The organism is Pseudomonas migulae NBRC 103157, from assembly GCF_002091715.1.
Classification (GTDB): domain Bacteria; phylum Pseudomonadota; class Gammaproteobacteria; order Pseudomonadales; family Pseudomonadaceae; genus Aquipseudomonas; species Aquipseudomonas migulae_A.
Map to the genome: position 1 here is coordinate 1 of NZ_BDAG01000013.1, position 21438 is coordinate 21438.

At 57.6% G+C, this 21438-nt stretch carries 22 protein-coding genes and 3 pseudogenes; 13 read left to right on the plus strand and 12 right to left on the minus strand.

The window, feature by feature from the left end; all coding sequences use genetic code 11:
• Positions 1-161 precede the first annotated feature (161 nt).
• Positions 162-2039: a replication endonuclease gene (locus PMI01S_RS12095; protein ID WP_084320202.1), complete on the minus strand. Its 1878-nt coding sequence runs from the start codon at positions 2037-2039 to the stop codon at positions 162-164.
• A 353-nt stretch (positions 2040-2392) separates the two neighbouring features.
• Between PMI01S_RS12095 and PMI01S_RS12100 the strand changes: the two genes are divergently transcribed.
• From PMI01S_RS12100 to PMI01S_RS12120, 4 genes and pseudogenes are all read left to right on the plus strand, one after another.
• A complete protein-coding gene (locus PMI01S_RS12100) occupies positions 2393-2962 on the plus strand; it encodes a recombinase family protein (RefSeq protein WP_084320205.1) in 570 nt (189 codons plus the stop codon).
• A gap of 510 nt (positions 2963-3472) precedes the next feature.
• The gene (locus PMI01S_RS12105; RefSeq protein ID WP_084320207.1) at positions 3473-4132 is read left to right on the plus strand and encodes a hypothetical protein; all 660 of its coding nucleotides are present in this window, start codon (positions 3473-3475) and stop codon (positions 4130-4132) included.
• Positions 4133-4181: 49 nt separating this feature from the next.
• Positions 4182-4403: a hypothetical protein gene (locus tag PMI01S_RS12110; RefSeq protein ID WP_084320209.1), complete on the plus strand. Its 222-nt coding sequence runs from the start codon at positions 4182-4184 to the stop codon at positions 4401-4403.
• Between the two features lie 524 nt (positions 4404-4927).
• Positions 4928-5089 (plus strand): annotated as a pseudogene (locus PMI01S_RS12120) (recombinase family protein); the annotation flags it as partial.
• Between the two features lie 94 nt (positions 5090-5183).
• On the opposite strand, the pseudogene PMI01S_RS12125 reads toward PMI01S_RS12120, so the two are convergent.
• Positions 5184-5831 (minus strand): annotated as a pseudogene (locus PMI01S_RS12125) (magnesium chelatase domain-containing protein); the annotation flags it as partial.
• A gap of 597 nt (positions 5832-6428) precedes the next feature.
• On the opposite strand from PMI01S_RS12125, the gene PMI01S_RS12135 reads away from it, so the two are divergent.
• Positions 6429-6707: a type II toxin-antitoxin system RelE/ParE family toxin gene (locus PMI01S_RS12135; protein WP_084320214.1), complete on the plus strand. Its 279-nt coding sequence runs from the start codon at positions 6429-6431 to the stop codon at positions 6705-6707.
• A gap of 8 nt (positions 6708-6715) precedes the next feature.
• Positions 6716-7021, plus strand: coding sequence for a HigA family addiction module antitoxin (locus PMI01S_RS12140; RefSeq protein ID WP_054617025.1), 306 nt, complete (start codon positions 6716-6718; stop codon positions 7019-7021).
• 51 nt (positions 7022-7072) lie between these two features.
• On the opposite strand, the gene PMI01S_RS12145 is transcribed toward PMI01S_RS12140, so the two are convergent.
• Both PMI01S_RS12145 and PMI01S_RS12150 read right to left on the minus strand, forming a co-directional pair.
• Positions 7073-7594, minus strand: coding sequence for a BRO-N domain-containing protein (locus PMI01S_RS12145; RefSeq protein ID WP_084320216.1), 522 nt, complete (start codon positions 7592-7594; stop codon positions 7073-7075).
• Positions 7595-8033: 439 nt separating this feature from the next.
• A complete protein-coding gene (locus PMI01S_RS12150; protein ID WP_008030504.1) occupies positions 8034-8294 on the minus strand; it encodes an accessory factor UbiK family protein in 261 nt (86 codons plus the stop codon).
• A 418-nt stretch (positions 8295-8712) separates the two neighbouring features.
• Between PMI01S_RS12150 and glnK the strand changes: the two genes are divergently transcribed.
• From glnK to sutA, 4 genes and pseudogenes are all read left to right on the plus strand, one after another.
• The gene (glnK, locus tag PMI01S_RS12155; RefSeq protein ID WP_002555808.1) at positions 8713-9051 is read left to right on the plus strand and encodes a P-II family nitrogen regulator; all 339 of its coding nucleotides are present in this window, start codon (positions 8713-8715) and stop codon (positions 9049-9051) included.
• 35 nt (positions 9052-9086) lie between these two features.
• On the plus strand, positions 9087-10424 hold the full coding sequence (locus PMI01S_RS12160) for an ammonium transporter (protein WP_084320218.1): 1338 nt from the start codon (positions 9087-9089) through the stop codon (positions 10422-10424).
• 213 nt (positions 10425-10637) lie between these two features.
• Positions 10638-11063: a secondary thiamine-phosphate synthase enzyme YjbQ gene (locus PMI01S_RS12165; RefSeq protein WP_084320220.1), complete on the plus strand. Its 426-nt coding sequence runs from the start codon at positions 10638-10640 to the stop codon at positions 11061-11063.
• Positions 11064-11164: 101 nt separating this feature from the next.
• Positions 11165-11488: pseudogene (gene sutA, locus PMI01S_RS12170) on the plus strand (dormancy-specific transcriptional regulator SutA).
• 202 nt (positions 11489-11690) lie between these two features.
• On the opposite strand, the gene PMI01S_RS12175 reads toward sutA, so the two are convergent.
• From PMI01S_RS12175 to lptM, 6 genes are read right to left on the minus strand one after another with little or no spacing between them, the layout of a single operon-like run.
• Positions 11691-12398, minus strand: a complete 708-nt coding sequence (locus PMI01S_RS12175) for an HAD family hydrolase (RefSeq protein ID WP_084320222.1) — start codon at positions 12396-12398, stop codon at positions 11691-11693.
• Positions 12395-13294 carry a tyrosine recombinase XerC gene (xerC, locus tag PMI01S_RS12180; RefSeq protein ID WP_084320224.1) on the minus strand — a complete coding sequence of 300 codons (900 nt, stop codon included), beginning with the start codon at positions 13292-13294 and terminating at the stop codon, positions 12395-12397. Before xerC ends, PMI01S_RS12175 begins: the two co-directional genes overlap by 4 nt.
• Before the next feature lie 2 nt (positions 13295-13296).
• A complete protein-coding gene (locus PMI01S_RS12185; protein WP_084320226.1) occupies positions 13297-14022 on the minus strand; it encodes a DUF484 family protein in 726 nt (241 codons plus the stop codon).
• Positions 14023-14035: 13 nt separating this feature from the next.
• Positions 14036-14866 carry a diaminopimelate epimerase gene (gene dapF / locus PMI01S_RS12190; protein ID WP_084320228.1) on the minus strand — a complete coding sequence of 277 codons (831 nt, stop codon included), beginning with the start codon at positions 14864-14866 and terminating at the stop codon, positions 14036-14038.
• 4 nt (positions 14867-14870) lie between these two features.
• Positions 14871-16118, minus strand: a complete 1248-nt coding sequence (lysA, locus tag PMI01S_RS12195; RefSeq protein WP_084320230.1) for a diaminopimelate decarboxylase — start codon at positions 16116-16118, stop codon at positions 14871-14873.
• Between the two features lie 9 nt (positions 16119-16127).
• Positions 16128-16301, minus strand: coding sequence for an LPS translocon maturation chaperone LptM (gene lptM, locus PMI01S_RS12200; RefSeq protein ID WP_084320232.1), 174 nt, complete (start codon positions 16299-16301; stop codon positions 16128-16130).
• A gap of 328 nt (positions 16302-16629) precedes the next feature.
• On the opposite strand from lptM, the gene cyaY reads away from it, so the two are divergent.
• From cyaY to rnk, 3 genes are all read left to right on the plus strand, one after another.
• Positions 16630-16962, plus strand: a complete 333-nt coding sequence (gene cyaY / locus PMI01S_RS12215) for an iron donor protein CyaY (protein ID WP_084320234.1) — start codon at positions 16630-16632, stop codon at positions 16960-16962.
• 4 nt (positions 16963-16966) lie between these two features.
• Positions 16967-17185 (plus strand): DUF1289 domain-containing protein, encoded by a 219-nt coding sequence (locus PMI01S_RS12220; protein ID WP_084320236.1) that lies wholly within the window; start codon positions 16967-16969, stop codon positions 17183-17185.
• Between the two features lie 265 nt (positions 17186-17450).
• Positions 17451-17861, plus strand: coding sequence for a nucleoside diphosphate kinase regulator (gene rnk / locus PMI01S_RS12225; protein ID WP_084320238.1), 411 nt, complete (start codon positions 17451-17453; stop codon positions 17859-17861).
• Between the two features lie 7 nt (positions 17862-17868).
• Here the strand turns inward: rnk and PMI01S_RS12230 are convergent, their stop codons facing one another.
• Together PMI01S_RS12230 and PMI01S_RS12235 are read right to left on the minus strand one after the other, a co-directional pair.
• Positions 17869-20712 (minus strand): class I adenylate cyclase, encoded by a 2844-nt coding sequence (locus PMI01S_RS12230; protein ID WP_084320240.1) that lies wholly within the window; start codon positions 20710-20712, stop codon positions 17869-17871.
• Positions 20713-20896: 184 nt separating this feature from the next.
• On the minus strand, positions 20897-21142 hold the full coding sequence (locus tag PMI01S_RS12235) for a TIGR02647 family protein (protein ID WP_084320242.1): 246 nt from the start codon (positions 21140-21142) through the stop codon (positions 20897-20899).
• Positions 21143-21438: the final 296 nt, after the last annotated feature.

The following is a 21438-nucleotide window of genomic DNA, read 5'->3' on the forward strand; positions in this document are numbered from 1 at the left end:
TCCCAAAAAGCGCTAGAGTATGGCTGGAGAAAAGTCAGCTTCGTGATGGCCCTGCCCCCTGATATATTACTTTAACAAGACGTTATGACATGCCGCACGACGTGGCCTCTTATATGAGGCTTTACTGATGACTAAGTTTTTGAAACAGGAAGAAAAGCAACTCATGGCGGATCTCTCCCACCATGTGTCAGCGGAGAGTGTGAGATCTTTGATTTGGGATAATTCTGACATTCTGGATGCATGCCCTGAAGGTGGTGAGACTGTGACCATCCTGCGACGTAGTGTCCCTGATGATTTCTGGTTGGGTTTCCGGCAGCTAGTAAAATTAGGAGTAGCGAAAGATACATCGCCAGCAGCACTCTCAGACGAATATGACCAGACTGTAGAAGTGAACAGAACGGTGCTAGAAGCATTGCTACTGATGCTTGTAAGGCTCGTAGAGGCCCTTCTGTGCAAAGATCGTGACGAGCCGGAGACCAAGCCGCGTGGAAGCCGCCATCATGCGCTGGGAGAAGGCCTGGAGCCTTAGAATCGATTAGTCCCTGAGCTTGTGGTTGATGTTCAATCTCCACGGGAAGAACGCTCTGGGCTGGCGGATTGGCTATGCCGCGCTTCGCGGCTAGCATTTGGTCGCATTTCACGCAGCCACACGAAAAGCTTGAATCATTAATGCTAACTCCCCTTCCCCACTTTTTAGGCTGCTCAGGCCAACCATTGGATGGTTCTTCAATACAGGTGATTTCCAAGCTAACCATGCTTTGGATATATGTGATTCTGGGCACGATTTCGCCAAATTTGTTCAGTGTGTCCACTGATAGCAATTTTAAGCTATCTAGGCTTCCTTCCAGGACACCAACCATTGCCTGTAGCTGAGCATTTTTGCGCGCTGGGTTGGTCACTGCTGGTTTTAGTGGAGCGGCAAGCTCCATAAGGCTTTCCGGTAGGGATGCTTTATCGAAGGCCTTACGCAACACTTTTATTTTGGTGCTATGGCCTGTCACGCCGAAGGGCTGAATCTGCCTTGCCCTAGCAGCCTTAATTGCATAGCGATGACGAATCGCATCTTCGTTTTCACTATGTGCGTATAGTTGAAATGCGTATGTAAGTTTTTTGAATATATAGGAAATTGCTGGGGTCGTGGCTCCGCCCTGGGTGTCTGCTGCGTTTGGTTTAGGGTATAAAAATATACTGTTTTTGTGGTCTTTTAGATAGTTTAAGGGGCGGCTTGGCTCTTGAGCATAAATATTAGACAGCTTCTGCTCTATTACCTTGTTGAGATCGCCAGTAAAATAATACAAGACGTGCCAGTGCGGTGTGCCGTCCTTATGCACTTCCACGACTCTTATCCCCTGGAAGTCCTTCCCTGATTTGTAACCAGCATTGCCGATTGACCGCCCAATCTGAGCGAAGACCCTTTTGAGGTAAGATTGGCCATCATCAAAGCTGGAGCCATCAAAAGATTGAGAGCTACTGTGATACTCAGGTGGGCAGGTAAGGGTCACGAAGACCCAACTCATCCCTCGTTTCTTTGCCACAATGTCCATCGCTTTTGCCTGAAGGTATGCCTGATTGAACGTAGACTTCGCTGAATTTTTATAAATTTCAGCAAGGTTTTTCCTTGGGCTTTTGGCTACACGCTTAGCGATTTCTTCTTCACGCGCTTTCAGGATTTCAATAGTTGCGTCCGAACAATACGGCATCTTCCCTTTTTCTTGTGCGCCCAGGACGCCGTCGCACCTGGCCTTCTGCTCCCTTGCTGAGTCTAGAATTCGACCCAGGTTGCTCAACCAAAACTGTTGACTGCTAAGCCGCTTGAGCCTGCCAGAAATTGTCGACGACTTAATCGATGCGACGGATACGCCAAACTCGTGATCATGCAGTGAATGACATTCTTGGATTTCTTCTGTTGCGCTGGCTGTAAGCACCCAGTGTCGGCGGGCGATGTTGGTCGCAACCTTCCTAATCGCTTCAGGGGGAAACTTTAATAACTCTTCCAGGGACGGAGGGGAGTAACTGAAGGAAGGCTGAATCCCAGGCACGACGTCGCTCTAACAAAAGCGTCGTGCTCGGGTGGGTTGATTGATGGCTTCTAGCGCGGGAACTGTCTCAAAGCTAACCGCCCCTGGCTAGTTGAAAAAATGCAATGAGACAGCTGCTATGATAGCGTTAGACTATTGACAGATAGTCAAGGATAGATTTTAGCTCTGAAGGTATTTCAGCATGGGGCGTCGCGCCTTACCCGCCAGCATTGTCGGTCTAGGTATCAAATAACGACCGTTAAACGATACCAGTCTAACAGGTGGTATAAGGGATCATCTAAATAGACTTCTATCATTATTGATACGCTGGTACACTGATTCCACGTTAAATGATACCAAAGGAGCTACCTGCCATGTCCCGCGCTTTCCTGTACTGCCGCGTCAGCACCTCAACCCAGTTCACCGAGAATCAAGTGCAGGAAGTCAAAGCCGCTGCCTTTGATGTGCGGGCTAGTCGTGTGGTTGAGGAAACAATCTCAGGCAGCATCGCTGCCAATGAACGCCCCGGCTTTCAGAAGCTCCTAGAGCGTATGGAGTCAGGAGACGTGCTGGTCGTGACCAAGCTTGACCGTCTAGGTCGTAACGCTATGGATGTGCGGCAGACCGTTGAGCATCTAGCTGCTAATGGCATCCGTGTTCACTGCCTCGCCCTTGGCGGCGTAGACCTAACATCAGCACCGGGCAAGATGACCATGCAAGTGCTGGGCGCTGTAGCTGAGTTTGAGCGTGACTTACTGATTGAACGTACCCAGCAGGGTTTGATTCGTGCAAAGGCTGAGGGCAAAAAACTGGGTAGGCCTGAGGCCACTAGCACCACAGCAGCAGTGCAACGACTCAAAGCAAAGGACATGACGCAGGCCCAGGCAGCAGCGGAGCTGGGTTTAGGCATTGCTACAATCAAGCGGCATTGGAATAAAGCTTGAGTAGAGACGCGTCCGTTGTCTGTGATGTCCGTCCAGCTCATCGTCCTACCGACCCTATATGTGGTGAGGCGACGAGGGTATCAGGGAGCCCAGCACTGACGTTAGTTCCGATCAGTAGTCGACTGAAAAGAGCGCCTGATGGACTGCCCCTGGCCGCCCGCTCAGCCAGCCACTGGCCTGGTGTTTCCATCGTCCTTTCTGTTGCATCCGGTCACCTCAATCATTGATCTGCGAAGCCTGAACAGTGCTGTCACGACCTGCGTGCCAGAAGCCCCCTTCAGCAACAATTTTGCGGCAGAAAAAACCGGCGGCCCTCTTGGGTTTTTTCCACGCCCTGGGCCTGTCGTCACGACGCGGACGCGGTCAAGCCTGCGCCGGCCCATCACCCCAGAACGGCCACAGCACTGCGCATAACGGCGTTTTCGGGTTTACGCAATATCCAATCCCAATCTGCTAGGCTTGCGATACATTCCGTAACGGCCATGACTCTGATAATTCAGGAAGGAAGAAATGAGGGTACTTTTAGTCACAATGACATTCATGACGTTGGCTGGTTGTGCATCGGGCACGATTAGCACACTTAATGAGGAACATTACGGGTGTAGAGCCACTGGCAACTTTTTTGATTTTTCAGGGGAAACTGCAATTGCAGAGTGCCGTAAAAAAATCGATCAGTTCTGTCAGCTAACTGGGGCTCCCACAGTTATAGGAAAAACAGCATCAGAACCATCTGGGTATGGTCGCTATGCTACGGCTGATATAGATTTTCAATGCATTAGCGCTAAGGATGCCGAATTAAAGCAAAGGCAAATTGCAGAAATAAAAAACCAGCAAATGAAGGCCGTTATTCAGAACGCAAAATCAACCTGCCAGCAAGACTTTGGATTCACACCTAACACCCCTGAATTTGGCAATTGCTTACTGCAAATACAGCGGCAGAGTATTGAGCATGAGCGGGAGCAGTCAGCCCAAGCGGCAAGTGACGAGCGCTCTGAGGCAGCATTGGCTCAGCAGCGGCGGGAGGCTTCGGACAGAAATGCAATGGGGGCCATGCAAATGCTCAATGATAACAATAACAAAGCCATAGACCGAATTAACAATAGGGTCACCCCTGGAATAAACTGCACAAGCTATTCTTACGGATCGACCGTACAAACAAATTGCAACTAATTTTCAAAGATTAACGGCGCTTAATGTCCTTAAGAAGGGAACCCCCACCATGCTGCTGAAACTGTGCCGTGATGGTCTGCTGTACGCCTTGGCGCTGTATCTATTTGCAGGGGGGTACAGTGACTTCGACGTAACCCATTGGCCCGTCGGCTTGCGCTGGATATTGGTGGGCACCTGGTTGCTGGTCATGTTCTGCCTGTGGGAGGGGCACCGAGAGCGCGCCAAACGGGCGCGAGCCAGAGAAAACTGGCCTGCGCCGCCGGAAAAGTAGCCAGGACTTCGAATAACGAGAAATATGGTAAATCCGGTCACGGCTGAGCCTCGGCCCTAGCTCGAATGCATTCGCAGACCGGCCTCAACTCGTTACGGAGCCTTCTCCAGATCAGTTAATCGTTTTTAACGCCTTTGCCTTGTCTGCCTTGTCTAGCAGTTTACCGCTTCCCCAGATAGCGAGTGCCGCTAGCGCGAGGGTGATTAGACCTGCGACGAAATTCTTACCAGGGCCGGGCTCCGCTCCCACAACTGCGAGGAAAATTCGCATGCTCCCAAAGAGGGCCCATACGCAGCCCAAAGTTCTCAATATCCATCCGATGATGCGCATTGGTGTCCCTTTCTTGCTGGTTAATTTGGGTGTGATCGGCGGACAGTAACATATGACTTCCCCGCTATCTCCTAGCAGTCCATGTGTTGCACAACTACTAAGTCATGCGAAAAGCCATGATCTGCTGGATTCGTTGGTTCGGAGTTGTCGCATAAATCTGTCGCACATTACAAATCACTTGCGACAGGTGCTCTATGGAAAACGAAGGGCACCGGGTTAGTTACGCTCGGGTTTCGACGCAAGGTCAGGATCTACAGCAACAACGCGTCATGCTGGGCCAGTGCAGCTGCCAGCGAATTTTTGAAGAGAAAGCCAACGGGGCCAAGCGGGATCGGCCTGTGCTGGGCCGTCTACTGGGTCAGAGTTAGCCCTTCCTTCATTCCTCTTGGTCAACCTCTGGTGGGGAGGGATGGGCTCCGGGAATCGTATCTTGGGTGTATTGATATGCAACATAAGCAGGTTATGAGCGCCCGCCGCCGCGATCAGCAATGCGCGCTTGGCTGAAAGTTGGCCCTGTACTTCGTTCAAGTCTGGATAGGGTTTACTGGCGTAAAGCAAACCGTTGGACACGTAAGGCTCGACCGGTGTGTGCCCATTGAAGTGCGCGACCGCTTCCAGCAAATGATCCACCGCTATCACCTTCAACCCCGACGCCAGGCACGCCTCCTCGGCATTCGCCCGCGGCACCATCAGCGAACGCCCGGCCTTGCGCGCTGCCAGTGCGGCCGGCAACACGCCCCGCACGGCACGTACCGCGCCTGACAGCGCCAATTCTCCCAGACATTCCACATCATCCAGTGTCAGCGTTGGCACCTGCACGCTGGCGGACAGAATCCCCAGGGCAATCGCCAGATCGAATCGTCCGCCGTCCTTCGGTAAATCAGCGGGGGCGAGATTCAGCGTGATACGCCGCGCCGGGAATTGCAGGCCTGAGTTGATGATCGCACTGCGCACCCGGTCCTTGCTTTCCTTCACCGCCGCTTCGGGCAGACCGACCATGGTCAGCGATGGCAGGCCGTTGGCCAGGTGGACTTCGACGGTGACGGCGGGCGCATCCACGCCGATTTGGGCGCGGCTGTGGACGATGGAGAGGGACATGGTCGTTCCTTGAGCTTTACGGGGGCCGCTTCCTGCGGGTTTTTTAAGGGTAGTCGGGAGGTGATGATTTGGTGCGGCGGCTGAGCCGCGAAACTTTCGCAGGATGTTGCGAGCTTTGTTGCGCTGCTTTGGATGCGAAAAAAACCGCCACTTGGGCGGTTTATTCGGGGAGCCTGGTCCGACACGTGCCTGCAAGCCAGCCATCAGGTTCGAGCTCTTTGCCATACATTGCTGCCACTTTAAAAAAACGATGTTGGCTGGCAGAAACGTTCCCGGCTAAACGGAGCGCCTCGGCATGAAGCTCAGCGATGAGTAACAGTTTTGCTTGCCGTTTTTTGGGCTTCACAGCGACCTGCCTTTGATTGATGGTTTAGTTGTTAGGCCAGTCAACTCGAGCGCCGAAGACAGTTTTGATGCAATCAGAATGGACCCATATTTTTGTAGGACCAAGCTTGGTTTTTGGGGCCTTCTGAAGGGCGTGGGTAGTCCTTTTCCTAGAGTTTTGAAAGAGGGGGGGAAATACTCATAGCAGCGAGTTTGCATTCATGAATTTGCCTTATACACTCAAGGTTAATGCATAACGTTAAGCTTTAAATTATGATCGTTAGCTTTAAGTGTTCTGAGACCGAGTACCTGTTTTGCAACGGTAAGACCCGTTTGTGGTCAGCCATTCTGAGTGTCGCGGAACGAAAGCTGACGATGCTTGATGATGCTGTCGTGCTGAAAGACCTTCGATCTCCGCCGGGTAATCGCCTGGAGGCGTTGGAGGGAAATCGAAAAGGTCAGCACAGCATCCGCATCAACGCTCAATGGCGAATTTGCTTTGTCTGGGGCTGCAACGGGCCGGAGAATGTAGAAATCGTCGATTATCACTGAGGTGAGTAATGACTAAAAATGGTATGCGCCCGGTGCACCCTGGCGAGATCCTCAAAGAGGAATACCTGGAGCCTTTGAGCCTGACGGCTGCCGCTCTGGCCAGAGCGTTGAGCGTGTCGACACCTACGGTCAACGATATTGTGCTTCAGCGTCGGGGTGTCAGTGCTGATATGGCTCTACGGCTATCTATTTGTCTGGATACGACCCCGGAATTTTGGCTCAACCTTCAATCGACCTACGATTTGCGTAAAGCCGAGATTGAGCGAGGGGCCGCGATTCGGGATCAGGTCGAGCGGCTTGCACACTGCGCCTGATTGTTGTCTTGGATTTACCGAACCCCACGCAAAAAGCGTGGGGTTTTTTATTCAGAATGCGTGAAGCATTTTCGCGGCTCTTTTCCACCAAGGCGCACTGATAGCAGACCTTGAAGACTCCTGATCAGGTAGAACGTGCGGAACATCCTGCAGTCGAATCCACGGCTGGTTATTCCAGTGCAGCAGACTCAGCGACATTTCCGGCCAGTTCAGCAGGCTCAGGATCGGGCGTTCGGTTGGGGTGAGGTGTTCCGCGTCTCTTAGGGCAGGCACTACGTCGTGGGTCAGCCATTCGCGCAGGGCCCGGTATTCGGGGCAGTAGTGGTAGATCAGTAGTGCGTAGATGCCGGATTCGCTGATCAATAGCGTGTTTTCGATGCTGCCGTGGATAAGCATTTGCGCGGACTGGCGTTGGTCGGGGTCGAGTTTGCGGACGGCGCGGTCGTCGAGGTGGAGGCGCAGGAAGCGGCCGAGGTCGCGGGCGCTGAACCAGGGTTGGTTTTCGAGGAGGAGGGCGTGGAGGTGGAGTTTGTGGCGGGTGAAGACGTGGGGGATCAGATAGTTTTCGTCCATCGTGCAGTTCTCGGGATCAAATGAAGAAAACTGCCTCTGATCGTCGCCAAACGAAAAGGGTGGCAGCCATGCGCGGGTTGGCGAACCGGTGACGCCCGAGAACCGGCAGACCCGAAGGTCTCCCACGCATAGCCGCCATAATTCGAGATGGGAATAAGTTCCTCGGTCGAATGTGGTCGCGGTGCGTCGGGGTCTTCCGGGTCGCCAAACCCAGAGCTGAATATTCAGCTGGGGATGAGCTTAGAGGCCGGATACTTGGCGACGCAATCGGACGGCGGTGGTTTTGTTGTAGGACGTTGCCGGGATTTTTGCGGGGCTGAAGATCAAATGATCGCAGCCTGCGGCAGCTACTACAGATGAATCTGAAGGTCGTTCCGACCTTATTCGCGAGCAAGCCCGCTCCCACATGGGATCGGGCTTCAAAGTGGGATTTGCGGGGTTACTCGGTTGGGGGATTGAGCTTCGCTTCCAGCTCGGCAACCTTCGCTTCCAGGCTTTCCAGGCGTGCCCGAGTCCGTGCCAGCACGACCATCTGGCTATCAAACTCTTCCCGACTCACCAGGTCCAGTTTGCTGAAGCCGCTCTGCAGCAACGCCTTGAACTGGCTTTCGATTTCGCTTTTCGGCAGTGGGGTGTCGCCGCTAAAGAGGCGGGAGGCGGTGCCGGTCAGGGCGTCGAGGAAGTCTTTGGGCGCGAGCATGGGAAATGTCCTGAAAACAATGGCGGGCAGTGTATCACGCAGTGTCTATAGTCAATCCCGACCGCAGGGATGCACGCTTTTCGCGCATGCGGACGGACGGCGTCGCACTGTTGTTGTGCGTTACGTATCGAGCAATCGAGCGCAGTAGCACCCCATTGCAGGCAAGCGCTTGATATCAGGGGCTTTTGGCGAGATGGCAAGCTTTCTGCTTAGTCGGTAGTGACCCATGCACTGATGCAGTCGATGTGACGAATGCAGTGCGCCAAGCGGAACGGGGGAAGTGTTTCGTACGGAGCGGTTAGCTGGCGTCGGACGGGCAGGTAAGGCCGACGATGCGTTACAAAGCCAGGCACTGCGCTTAGACTTGAGTCGGGTTTGTTTTCCTGGGGCAAGTCCACCAATTCGGGAGAGAGTTTTCATGAAGCTAGTCACTGCCATCATCAAGCCGTTCAAGTTGGACGACGTGCGCGAGTCGTTGTCCGAGATCGGCGTGCAGGGCATTACCGTTACTGAAGTCAAAGGCTTCGGTCGGCAGAAGGGTCACACCGAGCTGTATCGCGGCGCGGAATACGTGGTCGATTTCCTGCCTAAGGTGAAGATCGATGTCGCCATTGACGACAAGGATCTGGACCGGGTTATCGAGGCGATAACCAAGGCGGCCAACACCGGCAAGATCGGTGACGGCAAGATTTTCGTGGTCAATCTGGAACAGGCGATTCGCATCCGTACCGGCGAAACCGATACCGACGCAATCTAAGCCGCCACAAACCCAACGCCCCAGGAGAAAACAATATGACTCTGCGTAAATTAGCAGGGCTAGGAGCCCTGTTGTCCCTCGTAATGCCCAGCCTGGCCATGGCGGCAGACGAAGTGGCGGCCCCAGTCCTCAATTCCGGCGATACCGCCTGGATGCTGACCTCGACAGCCCTTGTGCTGTTCATGACCATTCCCGGCCTCGCGCTGTTCTACGGCGGCATGGTTCGCTCCAAAAACATTCTTTCCGTGATGATGCAGTGCTTCGCCATTACCGGTCTGATCAGCATTCTGTGGGTCATTTATGGCTACAGCATCGCGTTCGACACCACCGGCATGGAACAGGGCGTCGTCAACTTCAACTCGTTCTTCGGCGGCATGGGCAAGGCTTTCCTCGCCGGTGTCACGCCAGCCAGCCTGACCGGTCCTGCGGCGCTGTTCCCTGAGGCGGTGTTCATCACCTTCCAGATGACGTTCGCCATCATCACCCCGGCGCTGATCGTCGGTGCCTTCGCTGAGCGGATGAAGTTCTCCGCGATGCTGATCTTCATGGGCATCTGGTTCACCTTGGTCTATGCGCCGATCGCGCACATGGTCTGGTCCGGCAACGGCGGCCTGATGTGGGACTGGGGTGTGCTTGATTTCGCCGGTGGCACCGTGGTGCACATCAACGCCGGTGTGGCCGGTCTGGTCGCGTGCATTGTGCTCGGCAAGCGTAAAGGCTTCCCGACCACCCCAATGGCACCGCACAACCTCGGTTACACCCTGATGGGCGCTGCGATGCTGTGGGTTGGCTGGTTCGGTTTCAACGCCGGTTCCGCTGCAGCGGCCAACGGCACGGCCGGTATGGCGATGCTCGTGACTCAGATCGCAACTGCCGCTGCCGCACTGGGCTGGATGTTCGCCGAGTGGGTCACCCACGGCAAACCAAGCGCACTGGGTATCGCTTCGGGTGTTGTGGCCGGTCTGGTTGCAATTACTCCGGCCGCTGGCACCGTGGGCCCGATGGGCGCGCTGGTGATCGGTCTGGCAGCGGGCGTGGTGTGCTTCTTCTGCGCCACCACCCTGAAACGCAAACTCGGTTATGACGATTCCCTTGACGCTTTCGGTGTGCACGGCATCGGCGGTATCCTCGGCGCGATCCTGACCGGTGTGTTCGCTGCACCGTCGCTGGGTGGCTTCGGCACCGTCACCGACATCGCCGCACAAGTCTGGATTCAGTGCAAAGGCGTGGGCTTCACGGTGATCTACACCGCGATCGTCACCTACATCATTCTCAAGGTGCTGGACGCCGTCATGGGTCTGCGTATCACCGAAGAAGAAGAGGCCGTCGGCATCGATCTGGCACTCCACAACGAACGCGGCTACAACTTGTAAGCACGCGCATAAAAATTTGCCCGGCTTGCCGGGCATTTTTTTGTCTGGGATTTGTCAGTGAAGGAACTGCTGAAAGGTTTTTTCGTACACGTTTAGTGGCGTTTACGACGGGCGTTTTTCTGCGGCCAATGGCTTACATGATTGAAGGAATATTAGGGCCTTTGTTTTTTCCCAGAGCGCGCTAGAATGCGCCCCGAACGTGCGGAGAACTGTATGTGGCAACAGACTCTGATTACCCTGCGGGCAAGGCCTCGGGGCTTTCATCTGGTAACGGACGAGTTACTCGCCGGCGTGCCCGAAATCAAGGCGTGCCGGGTCGGTCTGTTGCATTTGTGGCTGCAGCATACCTCGGCGTCGTTGACCATCAACGAAAACGCCGATCCGGCGGTACGTCGCGACTTCGAACGATTCTTCAATCGTCTGATCCCACAAGGAACAGATGGCTATGAGCATAACGACGAAGGCCTGGACGACCTCCCGGCGCACTTCAAGGCCAGCGTGCTTGGCTGTCAGCTCAGTTTGCCGATTTCGGCGGGCCGGCTGGCGCTGGGGACCTGGCAAGGCGTTTATCTGGGCGAGCACCGTGATTTTGGCGGTGCCCGTAAAGTCCTCGCCACCGTGCACGGTGAAGAGGCATGAACCGCTGGTCACCAGCGGTTATTGAATTTTTCCGGCGGCTGTCGACAGACGGTGAAGCTGGGCTATAACTAATCTGCTTTTCGCAAGTCATGAGGTAGAACATGAGCGACGATGATCTGGAAAACGACGACCTCGAAGTAGGCGACGACGACGAAACCGAAGAAGGTCTGGAAGCAGCGGCGGACGACGTCGTTGAAGACGACGGCGGTGAAGCGCCCGTTCCGACCGCCAAAGGCAAGGCCAAGGCTGCGGTGTCGGTCGATGAGCTGCCGAGCGTCGAAGCAAAAAACAAGGAGCGCGATGCTCTGGCCAAGGCCATGGAAGAGTTCCTGGCCAAGGGCGGCAAGGTGTAGGAAGTGGAGGCCAACGTGGTCGCCGATCCTCCCAAGAAGCCTGACAACAAGTACGGCAGCCGGCCTATCTAAGCGCTTGCTTCCTGCTTGCTGAAAAAGCCCGCCGTCGCTGCGGGCTTTTTCATGGGTGGAGAAAAACTCTGAAGCCCAGAGCAATCCCTTGTAGGAGCCGGCTTGCTGGCGAAAGATTTTGAAATGTGTGCTGTTTTGCAGGACGCCATCGCCAGCAAGCCGGCTCCTACAGGGTTTGGCGGTGTTGGTTGGGGGGCAGGTTTTACGCCGACGCGGAGTTCCACCGCGCCAACAACGCCGGCAATTCGGTCAGGCTGCGAATCTCTGCATCCGGTGCCCTCTGCGCTTCCCACAATTTGCCTTGCGGGTTAAACCAGATCGCCCGCAACCCCGCCTGTTGCGCTCCGGCAATGTCATCACCTGGATGATCGCCAATATGCACTGCCGTCTCGGCCGTTGCCCCGCCACGCTGCAATGCTTCATGAAACAGTCGCGCATCCGGTTTGGCGATGCCGATGTCTTCGGCGCACAGCGCAAACTTGAAGTAATCCGCCAGCCCTAGCCGGCGCACATCGGCGTTGCCGTTGGTGACCACGCCCAGCGCGTAGTGTTTGGCCAGCACCTCCAGCGTTGGCTCCACCTCGGGGAATACTTCGAGCTGATGCCGCGCATGCAGAAACACTTCAAAACTCTGATCAGCCAGGTCGGACGCCTGGCCATGGTCGTATCCGGCCTCTTCCAGCGCATGGAACAGCACTCGCCGACGCAACGCGCTGATGCGATGTTTGAGGCCCGGTTCGCTGCTCAGAACACGCTCGCGAATCGTCCACAAATGCTCCACCGGCACCGCGCCCAGATTCGGTGCATGTTCGGTCAGCCATTCACGCAGGATGGCTTCGGCGCTGACGATCACCGGGGCGGTGTCCCACAGGGTGTCGTCGAGGTCGAAGGTGATCAATTGGATCGTCATGAATCATCGCTCTTAATGCGTTTGGCCCGTGGATGGGCGCTGTCGTAGACCGTCGCCAGGTGCTGGAAGTCCAGGTGGGTGTAGATCTGGGTGGTCTTGATGTCCGAGTGGCCGAGCAGTTCTTGCACCGCGCGCAGGTCTTGCGAGGACTCCAGCAAGTGGCTGGCAAAGGAGTGCCGCAACATGTGCGGGTGCAAGTTTTGCCCCAATTCGCGTTCGCCGGCAGCCTTGACCCGTACCTGAATCGCCCGAGGGCCAAGGCGCCGCCCTTGCTGGCTGACAAACACCGCGTCATCTGCCGGGTTGGTCATGGCCCGCAATGGCAACCACAACTCCAGTGCTTCGCGGGCCTTTTTGCCCACCGGCAACAGTCGGGTCTTGCTGCCTTTGCCGAGCACCTGGACCATGCTGTCGGCCAGGTCCAGTTGATCGAGATTGAGCCCGGTCAGCTCAGAAAGGCGCAGGCCGGAGGAATAGAACAGTTCCAGTATCGCCTGATCCCTGCGCGCCAGAAAATCATCCTCCACCGCACCCTCGAGCAGTTGCAGTGCGCGATCAGTGTCGAGGGTTTTCGGCAGTCTTCGTTCGCCTTTGGGCGGCGCCAGACCGTTGGCCGGATCGTGGTCGCACAGACCTTCGCGGTTCAGGTAGTGATAGAGCCCGCGCACGGCCGAGAGCAGCCGCGCAAGGCTGCGGGACGATTGCCCCTGGGAATGCAGACGAGCGATCAGACTGCGCAGGCGCTGAATGTCCAGCGCGGCCCAGCTGTCGATGTTCTGTTTGATGCACCAGCCCAGCACCTTGTCGAGGTCGCGGCGATAGGCGTACAGCGTGTGAGGCGACACCTGCCGCTCACTGCGCAGGTGTTCGCAGTAAGCGTCCAGTTGCCGTTCCATGATCAGCGTACCGAGCGAAGGGAGTTGTTGACCCGTGGCAGCACGCGGCCCATGACTTCGGCGATGTAGCTCAGGAACAGCGTACCCACCGAGCTTTTGTAGTGCTGCGGATCACGGCTGGCGATGGCCAGCACACCGTGGATGCCTTGATGGCTGATGGCGACGACGGCGGTCGAGCCGATCTGCTTGCGCTGCTCTTCGCCAAACAGGAAGTCCAGTTCATGCTCGCGCAGGCTGCCGCTGACACTTTTTTCTTCCGAGAGCAGGCCGCCAATGGCCGTTTGCGCATCGGCGTGGGTCACCCAGCGGCCAACCGGCATCGGGTTGTCACCCAGCAGGATCAGGCTGACGAAAGGCACCTGAAAGTCCTGGCGCAGGCTGTCTTCGACGCTGATCACTACGTCTTCCAGCGTGGTGGCGTCCATCAAGGCGAGAATCAGGCGGCGGGTCTTGTCAAAGAGGCGGTCGTTGTCGCGGGCCACGTCCATCAAGTGCGAGAGGCGATGACGCAATTCGATGTTGCGGTCGCGCAGAATGGTCATCTGGCGCTCGACCAGCGAGATGGTGTCGCCACGCTGGTGCGGGATGCGCAACGCCGGGAGCAATTCTTCATGCTCGACGAAGAAATCCGGATGAGCCTCCAGGTACGCGGCAATCGCCGCCGCCTCAAGGCTTTCGGAAGGGGATTCGTCGGGCTGTCGGGCGGGAACCTGGGGCTTGTCGGTCATGGGTTTGACTCACTCAAAGACGTACTTGTCCTTCGTAAACACGGACTGCCGGGCCGGTCATCAGGACCGGTTGGCCTGGGCCTGCCCATTCAATGGACAGACGCCCGCCGGGCAGGTCGATCAATAGCGGCGAATCCATCCACCCCTGGCTGATCGCGGCCACTGCAGCAGCACAGGCGCCGGTGCCGCAGGCCTGGGTTTCCCCGGCGCCACGTTCCCAGACGCGCAGCTGCGCGCGGTTGCGGTCGATGACCTGGAGAAAACCAACGTTGACCCGCGCAGGGAAGCGCGGGTGATGTTCGATTTTCGGCCCCAGTTCATGCACCGGTGCGTTGTTGATATCCGTGACGCGCAACACCGCATGCGGGTTGCCCATCGACACGGCGGCCAGTTCAACCGCTGTGCCGTCGACGTCGAGCGAGTAGCTCAGAGCCTGACTGTCGGCAATGAACGGGATGTCGGCCGGCACCAGGCGCGGTGCGCCCATGTCGACGCTGATCTGGCCGTCGCTGCGGATATCCAGCTCGATAATGCCACTTTTGGTTTCGACGCGAATCTGCCGTTTTGCGGTCAGGCGCTTGTCGAGTACAAAGCGGGCGAAACAGCGCGCACCGTTGCCGCACTGTTCCACTTCGGAGCCGTCGGAGTTGAAGATCCGATAGCGGAAATCCACATCCGGATTGCTCGGCGCTTCGACGATCAGCAACTGGTCGAAACCGATTCCGGTGTGCCGATCGCCCCATTGCTTGGCATGCTTGGGCAGGATGTGCGCGTGCTGGCTGACCAGGTCGAGGACCATGAAGTCATTGCCCAGGCCGTGCATCTTGGTAAAACGCAGCAGCATGGTTTTACTCCGGCAGCAGGCTTTCGCCAGCAAACAACTCGGCTACCGTCTCACGGCGACGCACTTCAATTGCCTGATCACCGTCCACCAGCACTTCAGCGGCACGGCCGCGGGTGTTGTAGTTGGAACTCATGACAAACCCATAAGCACCGGCCGAATGCACGGCCAGCAAGTCGCCTTCTTCCAGGGCCAGTTGACGGTCCTTGGCCAGGAAGTCGCCGGTCTCGCAGATCGGCCCGACGATGTCGTAGGCTCGCGCTGCGGTCTGACGAGGGCGCACGGCGGTGACGTCCATCCAGGCCTGGTACAGCGCCGGGCGGATCAGGTCGTTCATGGCCGCGTCGACGATGGCGAAGTCCTTGTGTTCGGTGTGCTTGAGGTACTCGACCTGGGTCAGCAGCACGCCAGCGTTGGCAACGATGAAGCGGCCCGGCTCGAACACCAGCGCCAGGTCACGACCGTCGAGACGCTCGCGCACGGCTTTGATGTAGTCGGCTGCCAGCGGCGGCTCTTCATCGCGATAACGCACGCCCAAACCGCCGCCCAGATCGATGTGGCGCAGGTAAATGCCGCAATCGCCGAGGCGGTCGACCAGGCCCAGCAGGCGGTCGAGGGCGTCGATGAATGGTGGCAGGGTGGTCAGTTGCGAGCCGATGTGGCAATCGACGCCGACCACTTCCAGGTTCGGTAGCTGCGCGGCGCGGACGTACACGTCTTCGGCGTCGGCAATGGCGATGCCGAACTTGTTCTCTTTGAGACCGGTGGAAATGTACGGGTGCGTGCCGGCATCGACGTCCGGGTTCACACGCAGCGAGATCGGCGCGCGAACGCCCAGCTCGGCGGCGACCACTTGCAGGCGCTCCAGCTCGTCGGTGGATTCGACGTTGAAGCAGTGCACGCCGACTTCGAGGGCACGGCGCATGTCGTCACGGGTCTTGCCGACGCCGGAGAACACGATCTTGTCGGGGCTGCCGCCAGCGGCCAGCACGCGTTCGAGCTCGCCACGGGAGACGATGTCAAAACCGGCGCCCAGGCGCGCCAGGACATTCAGAACACCCAGGTTGGAGTTGGCCTTGACCGCAAAGCACACCAGGTGCGGCATGCCGGCCAGCGCATCGGCGAAAGCCAGGTACTGGGCTTCGATGTGGGCGCGGGAGTAGACATAGGTCGGTGTGCCAAAGCGTTCGGCGATGGCGGACAGAGCAACACCTTCCGCGAACAGCTCACCGTCACGGTAGTTAAAAGCGTCCATGGCGTTCCCTTATTGGTAGACGTCGTGCTTGTGTGCTTTCGACGGCTGCTTTTGCGAGGACTGCGCCTGCTCGGCTGGATCCTGGTTTTCGTCGGGCAGGTACAGCGGGCCTTTTTGACCACAGGCCGACAAAAGACAGGCAACCGCGAGGAGCGCGGCAAAGGAAGAGATCAGGCGCTTCATGGCGAAATCCTTGAAAATGCGTTAATTGCGCCGGAGTATACCGGCCACCCGGCAGCTTGCCTATGCGAGGGAGCTCCCGTCCGGCGGGGCTTGCCAGAGATCAGTCGGTATCACGCAACCCTTGTGGGAGTGGGCTTGCTCGCGAAGGGGTCGGCACATTCAACAGCTTTGTTGACTGAGCCACCGCTTTCGCGAGCAAGCCCGCTCCCACAGGGACCGCGTTTGATGTACCTATATCGGTGCTTGGTCGTTATCCTTTGCAATCACCGGGGCTCGCCCGTATCTTGCGGCGCTTGAGCGTGAACAGACACTTTTTGAGGTTGCCGCAATGAGTTTGACCGAAGCCCGTTTCCACGATCTGGTCGATGCCACCCAGCAATCGCTGGAGGATATTTTCGATGAGAGCGACCTGGATATCGACCTGGAGAGCTCGGCCGGTGTGCTCACCGTCAAGTTCGAAAACGGCAGCCAGTTGATCTTCAGCCGCCAGGAACCCCTGCGTCAGCTGTGGCTGGCGGCGGTGTCCGGCGGTTTCCACTTCGATTACGACGAAGAGAGCGAGCGCTGGATGTGCGACAAGAGCGAAGAGCAGCTCGGCGAGATGCTTGAGCGCATCGTCAAGCAGCAAGCCGACGTCGAACTCGATTTCGAAGGTCTGTGAGATCGTGACCCAGCCTGCCCCCGTTCGTCCGCCCAAACCGCTTTACAGCAATGTCAGCCCGGCGGTGCCTTCGCCGTGCAGCGGCGTGTGTCGGCTGGATGAACAGAAGGTCTGCCTGGGGTGTTTTCGCCACGTCGAAGACATCCGCGAATGGCGCTCGGCGGATGATGATCGCCGCCGTGTGATCTGCGCCCAGGCCGTCCAGCGCAAAACCTTGGCATAAGACTTTTGTGGCGAGGGGGCTTGCCCCCGTTGTGTCGCGAAGCGGCCCCAAAAGCTCACGACTGCTTCGCAACCGAACGGGGGCAAGCCCCCTCGCCACAGAGTTTCTCCCCGCACGTCCGAAGCTCCTCTCCCCCTGACTTGTATATTTATTGAGCTGTGATAGTGTCCAGAAACGCCTCAACCCATCGAGGCTCGTGAAAACCCCGCCTTTTTCTGGCGGGGTTTTGCTTTTTCTGTGCAGAAGAAAGGAGTCTGCCTTCATCATGACCGCACCTTCCATCACCCTTACTCGTCTGGACGTTCAACGTCTGGAACGCCTGATCGACAGCCTGGACGACACGCTGCCGGGCGTTATCGCGCTGCAAACCGAACTGGATCGCGCCGATACGCTGGTCAGTCACGAAGAAGTGCCTGCAGACGTCGTGACCATGAACTCCAAAGTGCACTGCCGTGAAGAAAGCAGTGGCAAGGACTATCACCTGACGTTGGTGTACCCCAAGCATGCCAACGCTGACGAAGGCAAGATTTCCATCCTGGCGCCGGTGGGCAGTGCATTGCTCGGCCTGAAAGTCGGACAGCACATCGATTGGCCCGCACCGGGCGGCAAAACCCTCAAGCTAACCCTGCTTGAAGTCGAATCGCAGCCAGCCAATGGCGGCGACTTCCCGGAATAACCCTCCCTCAGACCCGCTCGAGCGCGTCGTTCAATGCGCGCTCCAGATCGGCCTTGTAGCGCAAATACAAATTGCTTGAACTCTGACCATCACCGAGCAGGCCCGACAGGTCCAGGTCGGTGATGTAGCAGCGATAGCGTTCGGTTTCGCGGCGCTGCTCGACGATTTCCCGGGCGACCACGCTGAACAGTTGCTCGCCATGTTCCAGCTCTGAAAATTCCCGCTGATTGCAATACAACGTGACCTGCACCTCGCCTGGTGCGGCTTTGCCGACGATCGCCTGCACGTCGTAGAACGGTTTGTTGACCGGGGTTTGCGGTGCAGTTCTGGGTTCGACCCGACGGGCTCGCCCAGGGCCGGATGGCAACAGCTGGTAATACAGCGTGTCCAGGCTCAATGGCTGGGCAGCGTCCATCGGCAGCAAGGCATCGCGCCGGTACTGGATCGATTGCAGGAAGCGTTGCAGCGGCACCAGTAGACTTTGTTCGTCGTGATAGGGCAAACGCTGCTGCCACAAGGCATTGAATTCATCCATCACGTACAGGTCGGCCTGGTCATCGTGAACCCGGTAGAACACCTGAATACAGTCTGGCTGGCCCATGGGCAGAATCAGCGCCAGGTCCTGATCTTCCAGCGCCATCGGGTCCAGGTGCAGCGGGCTGTAGCTCGCCAGCTCTTCGCCCAGGTAATCGAACAGCGCTGGCAGGGTGGCGAGGGCGACGTGATTGACCTGCCCCGGCACCAGTTCCAGCACGTGGTAATGCTGCTGGACCTGAATCAGGTAGCGGTGGTTGAGTCTGCTCAGCAGCAGGTTCTGCGCGGTGTCGATTACTTCTTCGACCCGCTGCGCGATGAACTGCGCTCGGTTATGGCAGAAGCAACGTACGCGTAACTTGGGCTGGCGCGGCCCGTTCGGCAGGTTATTGAGGTAATCGCGCAGGCAGTCGAGCAGGGCATGGGGGCCGTCAAAGCGATTGACCAGCACTTCGTTCCAGCTGTTGAGCGTGACTTGGTCGAGGGTCAGCACCAGGTTTTCCCGGACCCCGGCGTAACTCAGGGAGTCGGTGCGCTCGGTGGTCATCAGGATGTTCAGGTCGCGGTGATGCTTGAGCGGGTCGACGCCGACGTTCACCAGAATCAGCACCTCGCTCGGCACGCTGGCGCGCAACAAGGGTTCTTCAGCGACGGTGGGCAAGGGCAGGGCGATGCTCTGTTGCAGGCTGCCAAGCAGGTTGAACAGTTCGAACTCGCTCAGATCACTCTCGCCGGGATGCAAGGCCAGGCGGGTGCTGCTGTCGATGACACCGTTGCGATGGCACCAGGTCAGCAACTCCAGCAATTGGCGGCTGCGCTTGATCGGCGCGAAGTGCTCCCACTCGTGGGCGGTCAGGCTGCCGTTGTACAAGCCCCACTGGGTTTGCCCCGATTCTTTCTTGTTGGGCGCGTTCACCAGGGTCAGGGTGTCTTCGGCCAGGTCCGGGGCGATGCCCGGGTTGATGAACTCGACCTTGTCCGCCTTGCGCTCGAACGCCGCATATAGACGTCGCCCCAGCACGTTGAGGTCGCGCTTGTTGATCAGGCTGACGGTCTGTTCGCTGCGGGCGAATTCGGTCAGGAAGCGGTAGCTGTAATTCAGTTCGTTGACCAATGCCCGGCGCTCAGTGCTGACCTGGCGGACTTTCCACTGACTGCGACTGTCGAGCAGGGCCAGTTGCCGATGATCCCAGTGCCATTCCTGGGCCAGGCGTTCCAGCAACGAGCGCTGCCAACTCTGGGTGCGACTGCTACCGGTGAGTTTGCGGTTGACCTTCAGGTACAGCGCACGGCGTACCAGCTCCAGACGCTCCGGTTCGCCCCGGGCGGTGAGGTATTCCTCGATGCGCCGGTAGACCACGACGTACGGGTCCAGCTCGTCGAGGTCGAGCCGATTGGCAAACACCGCTTGCTTGAAACGCAGGCTCAGGCACTGAACCCTGGGGTGTTCGCTGGCGTAGACCTCGATCAGCAACAGTTTGAGCACCGACTTGTAGGGGGACTCGATGCCCTTGAACAGCTGCCAAAGTCCGGCACCAATGAATTCTCCGGGCGGGATGTACGCCAGATGCCCCAGATCAAGGGTTTCGTCTGCGCGGATAAAGCGTTTGGACAGTAGCGCGTGGGTGTAGCGGTCGTAGGCGGCCTCTTCGTATACCGGCACCAGCCACCAGATCGGCGTGCGTCCGGCCAGCCAGATCGCGGTGCGGTAGAACTCGTCCAGCAGCAGAAAATGTTGGGTGGTGCCGCAGTCTTCCGAGCTCAGTTGATTGTCCCGCTCGCCGAGCACGAAGCGGGCCGGGTCGATCAGGAAGAAATGCGCCTCGGCGCCCTGGCTCGCGGCCCAGGTTTCGAGCAATTGGCACTTTTTACGGAGTTCGTTGAGTTCGCTTTCGCTCAAGTTCGGCGAGTGACAGACCCAGACGTCCATGTCGCTTTGATCGGCCTGGGCGAGGGTGCCAAGGCTGCCCATCAGGAACAGGCCGTGAATCGGTCGCGGCGGATTGCTGCCGTGGCGCGGCTTGTATGAAAACGAGCGGGTCAGGCGCTGTGCTTCGGCCAGGGCATTGGCGTCAGGCTCGAAGTTCGACAGCCCGGCGGGCGTGCTGCCTGAAACGTAACCCGGCAACAACGGATGATTGACGTGGAAAAACAGTGGCAGCAGGGTCAGTACCCCTTGCTGGCGGGTCGACAACCCTTCCATGGCGCGGGCCATGCGGCCCTCGTTGAGTTTTAAAAAGCGTGCGCGCAGCTGGCTGAGAACCTTGCGGTCGATCCCCTCGTCCAGATCAGGGCGGATTTCATGGGTGCGGGTCATGTCAGCTCAAACCGGCTCGCGGGGCTCGGACGTCGGAGGTCTCAGAATGAAGGGCAGTTTAGCGCCTCGGTCGCGGGACGTTTAAGCGGATTTTGTTTTTTGACGTCAGATTTCTATCGTCGTGCAACGAAGTGTGCCCGCGGAAATCCCGTAGCAGGGGTTTCCGTGGGCGATGCGGTGATGCTCAGGCGGTTTCCTGGACGCTCAGAATAGTCAGGACGGTTTGCACATTTTGTGCGGCATCACGACCCAGGCTGGTCAGATAACCGCCATCGGGCTGGTCGATCAGTTCTTTTTCGTACAGGCGTCGAGCGGCAGCAATGGCTTTCGGGGCAGCGGTCTGATGAATTTTCAAACCTTCCTGGGAACTGTCCAGGTTGAAGAGTGCGAGGATTTCCAGTTCGGCAACCAACTCAGGGGTAAGCGACATAAGGACTCCAGACTTTCTAGGAATTGGACGACAGCGCCCCTAAGGTGATCCCACTCGTGCGGCATGTCCAGTGCTCGCGACAGGGTTTTTCACCTTGGGAAGCATTCCCCAGCGGGTGGTGCGGCAGCGGGGTGCGTTCCAGTGTAGTCAGGGTCTGGGGGGAGGCAGGATCGATGGGTGACAATTTGTGTGCAATGAGCGAATGGCACTGTGGAGCTCATTGTGGCGAGGGGATTTATCCCCGTTCGGCTGCGCAGCAGTCGTAAAACCTGTGAGCGCGATTTACTGGAAACACC

Bases quoted from the DNA above. Each gene is read 5' to 3' on its own strand.
- lysA (WP_084320230.1), bottom strand. From the start codon at position 16,118: ATGGACGCTTTTAACTACCGTGACGGTGAGCTGTTCGCGGAAGGTGTT.
- glnK (WP_002555808.1), top strand. From the start codon at position 8,713: ATGAAGCTAGTCACTGCCATCATCAAGCCGTTCAAGTTGGACGACGTG.
- PMI01S_RS12100 (WP_084320205.1), top strand. From the start codon at position 2,393: ATGTCCCGCGCTTTCCTGTACTGCCGCGTCAGCACCTCAACCCAGTTC.
- PMI01S_RS12135 (WP_084320214.1), top strand. From the start codon at position 6,429: ATGATCGTTAGCTTTAAGTGTTCTGAGACCGAGTACCTGTTTTGCAAC.
- PMI01S_RS12145 (WP_084320216.1), bottom strand. From the start codon at position 7,594: ATGGACGAAAACTATCTGATCCCCCACGTCTTCACCCGCCACAAACTC.
- cyaY (WP_084320234.1), top strand. From the start codon at position 16,630: ATGAGTTTGACCGAAGCCCGTTTCCACGATCTGGTCGATGCCACCCAG.
- PMI01S_RS12165 (WP_084320220.1), top strand. From the start codon at position 10,638: ATGTGGCAACAGACTCTGATTACCCTGCGGGCAAGGCCTCGGGGCTTT.
- PMI01S_RS12175 (WP_084320222.1), bottom strand. From the start codon at position 12,398: ATGACGATCCAATTGATCACCTTCGACCTCGACGACACCCTGTGGGAC.
- PMI01S_RS12110 (WP_084320209.1), top strand. From the start codon at position 4,182: ATGCTGCTGAAACTGTGCCGTGATGGTCTGCTGTACGCCTTGGCGCTG.
- PMI01S_RS12235 (WP_084320242.1), bottom strand. From the start codon at position 21,142: ATGTCGCTTACCCCTGAGTTGGTTGCCGAACTGGAAATCCTCGCACTC.
- PMI01S_RS12185 (WP_084320226.1), bottom strand. From the start codon at position 14,022: ATGACCGACAAGCCCCAGGTTCCCGCCCGACAGCCCGACGAATCCCCT.
- PMI01S_RS12105 (WP_084320207.1), top strand. From the start codon at position 3,473: ATGAGGGTACTTTTAGTCACAATGACATTCATGACGTTGGCTGGTTGT.
- PMI01S_RS12140 (WP_054617025.1), top strand. From the start codon at position 6,716: ATGACTAAAAATGGTATGCGCCCGGTGCACCCTGGCGAGATCCTCAAA.
- rnk (WP_084320238.1), top strand. From the start codon at position 17,451: ATGACCGCACCTTCCATCACCCTTACTCGTCTGGACGTTCAACGTCTG.
- lptM (WP_084320232.1), bottom strand. From the start codon at position 16,301: ATGAAGCGCCTGATCTCTTCCTTTGCCGCGCTCCTCGCGGTTGCCTGT.
- xerC (WP_084320224.1), bottom strand. From the start codon at position 13,294: ATGGAACGGCAACTGGACGCTTACTGCGAACACCTGCGCAGTGAGCGG.
- PMI01S_RS12160 (WP_084320218.1), top strand. From the start codon at position 9,087: ATGACTCTGCGTAAATTAGCAGGGCTAGGAGCCCTGTTGTCCCTCGTA.
- dapF (WP_084320228.1), bottom strand. From the start codon at position 14,866: ATGCTGCTGCGTTTTACCAAGATGCACGGCCTGGGCAATGACTTCATG.
- PMI01S_RS12150 (WP_008030504.1), bottom strand. From the start codon at position 8,294: ATGCTCGCGCCCAAAGACTTCCTCGACGCCCTGACCGGCACCGCCTCC.
- PMI01S_RS12230 (WP_084320240.1), bottom strand. From the start codon at position 20,712: ATGACCCGCACCCATGAAATCCGCCCTGATCTGGACGAGGGGATCGAC.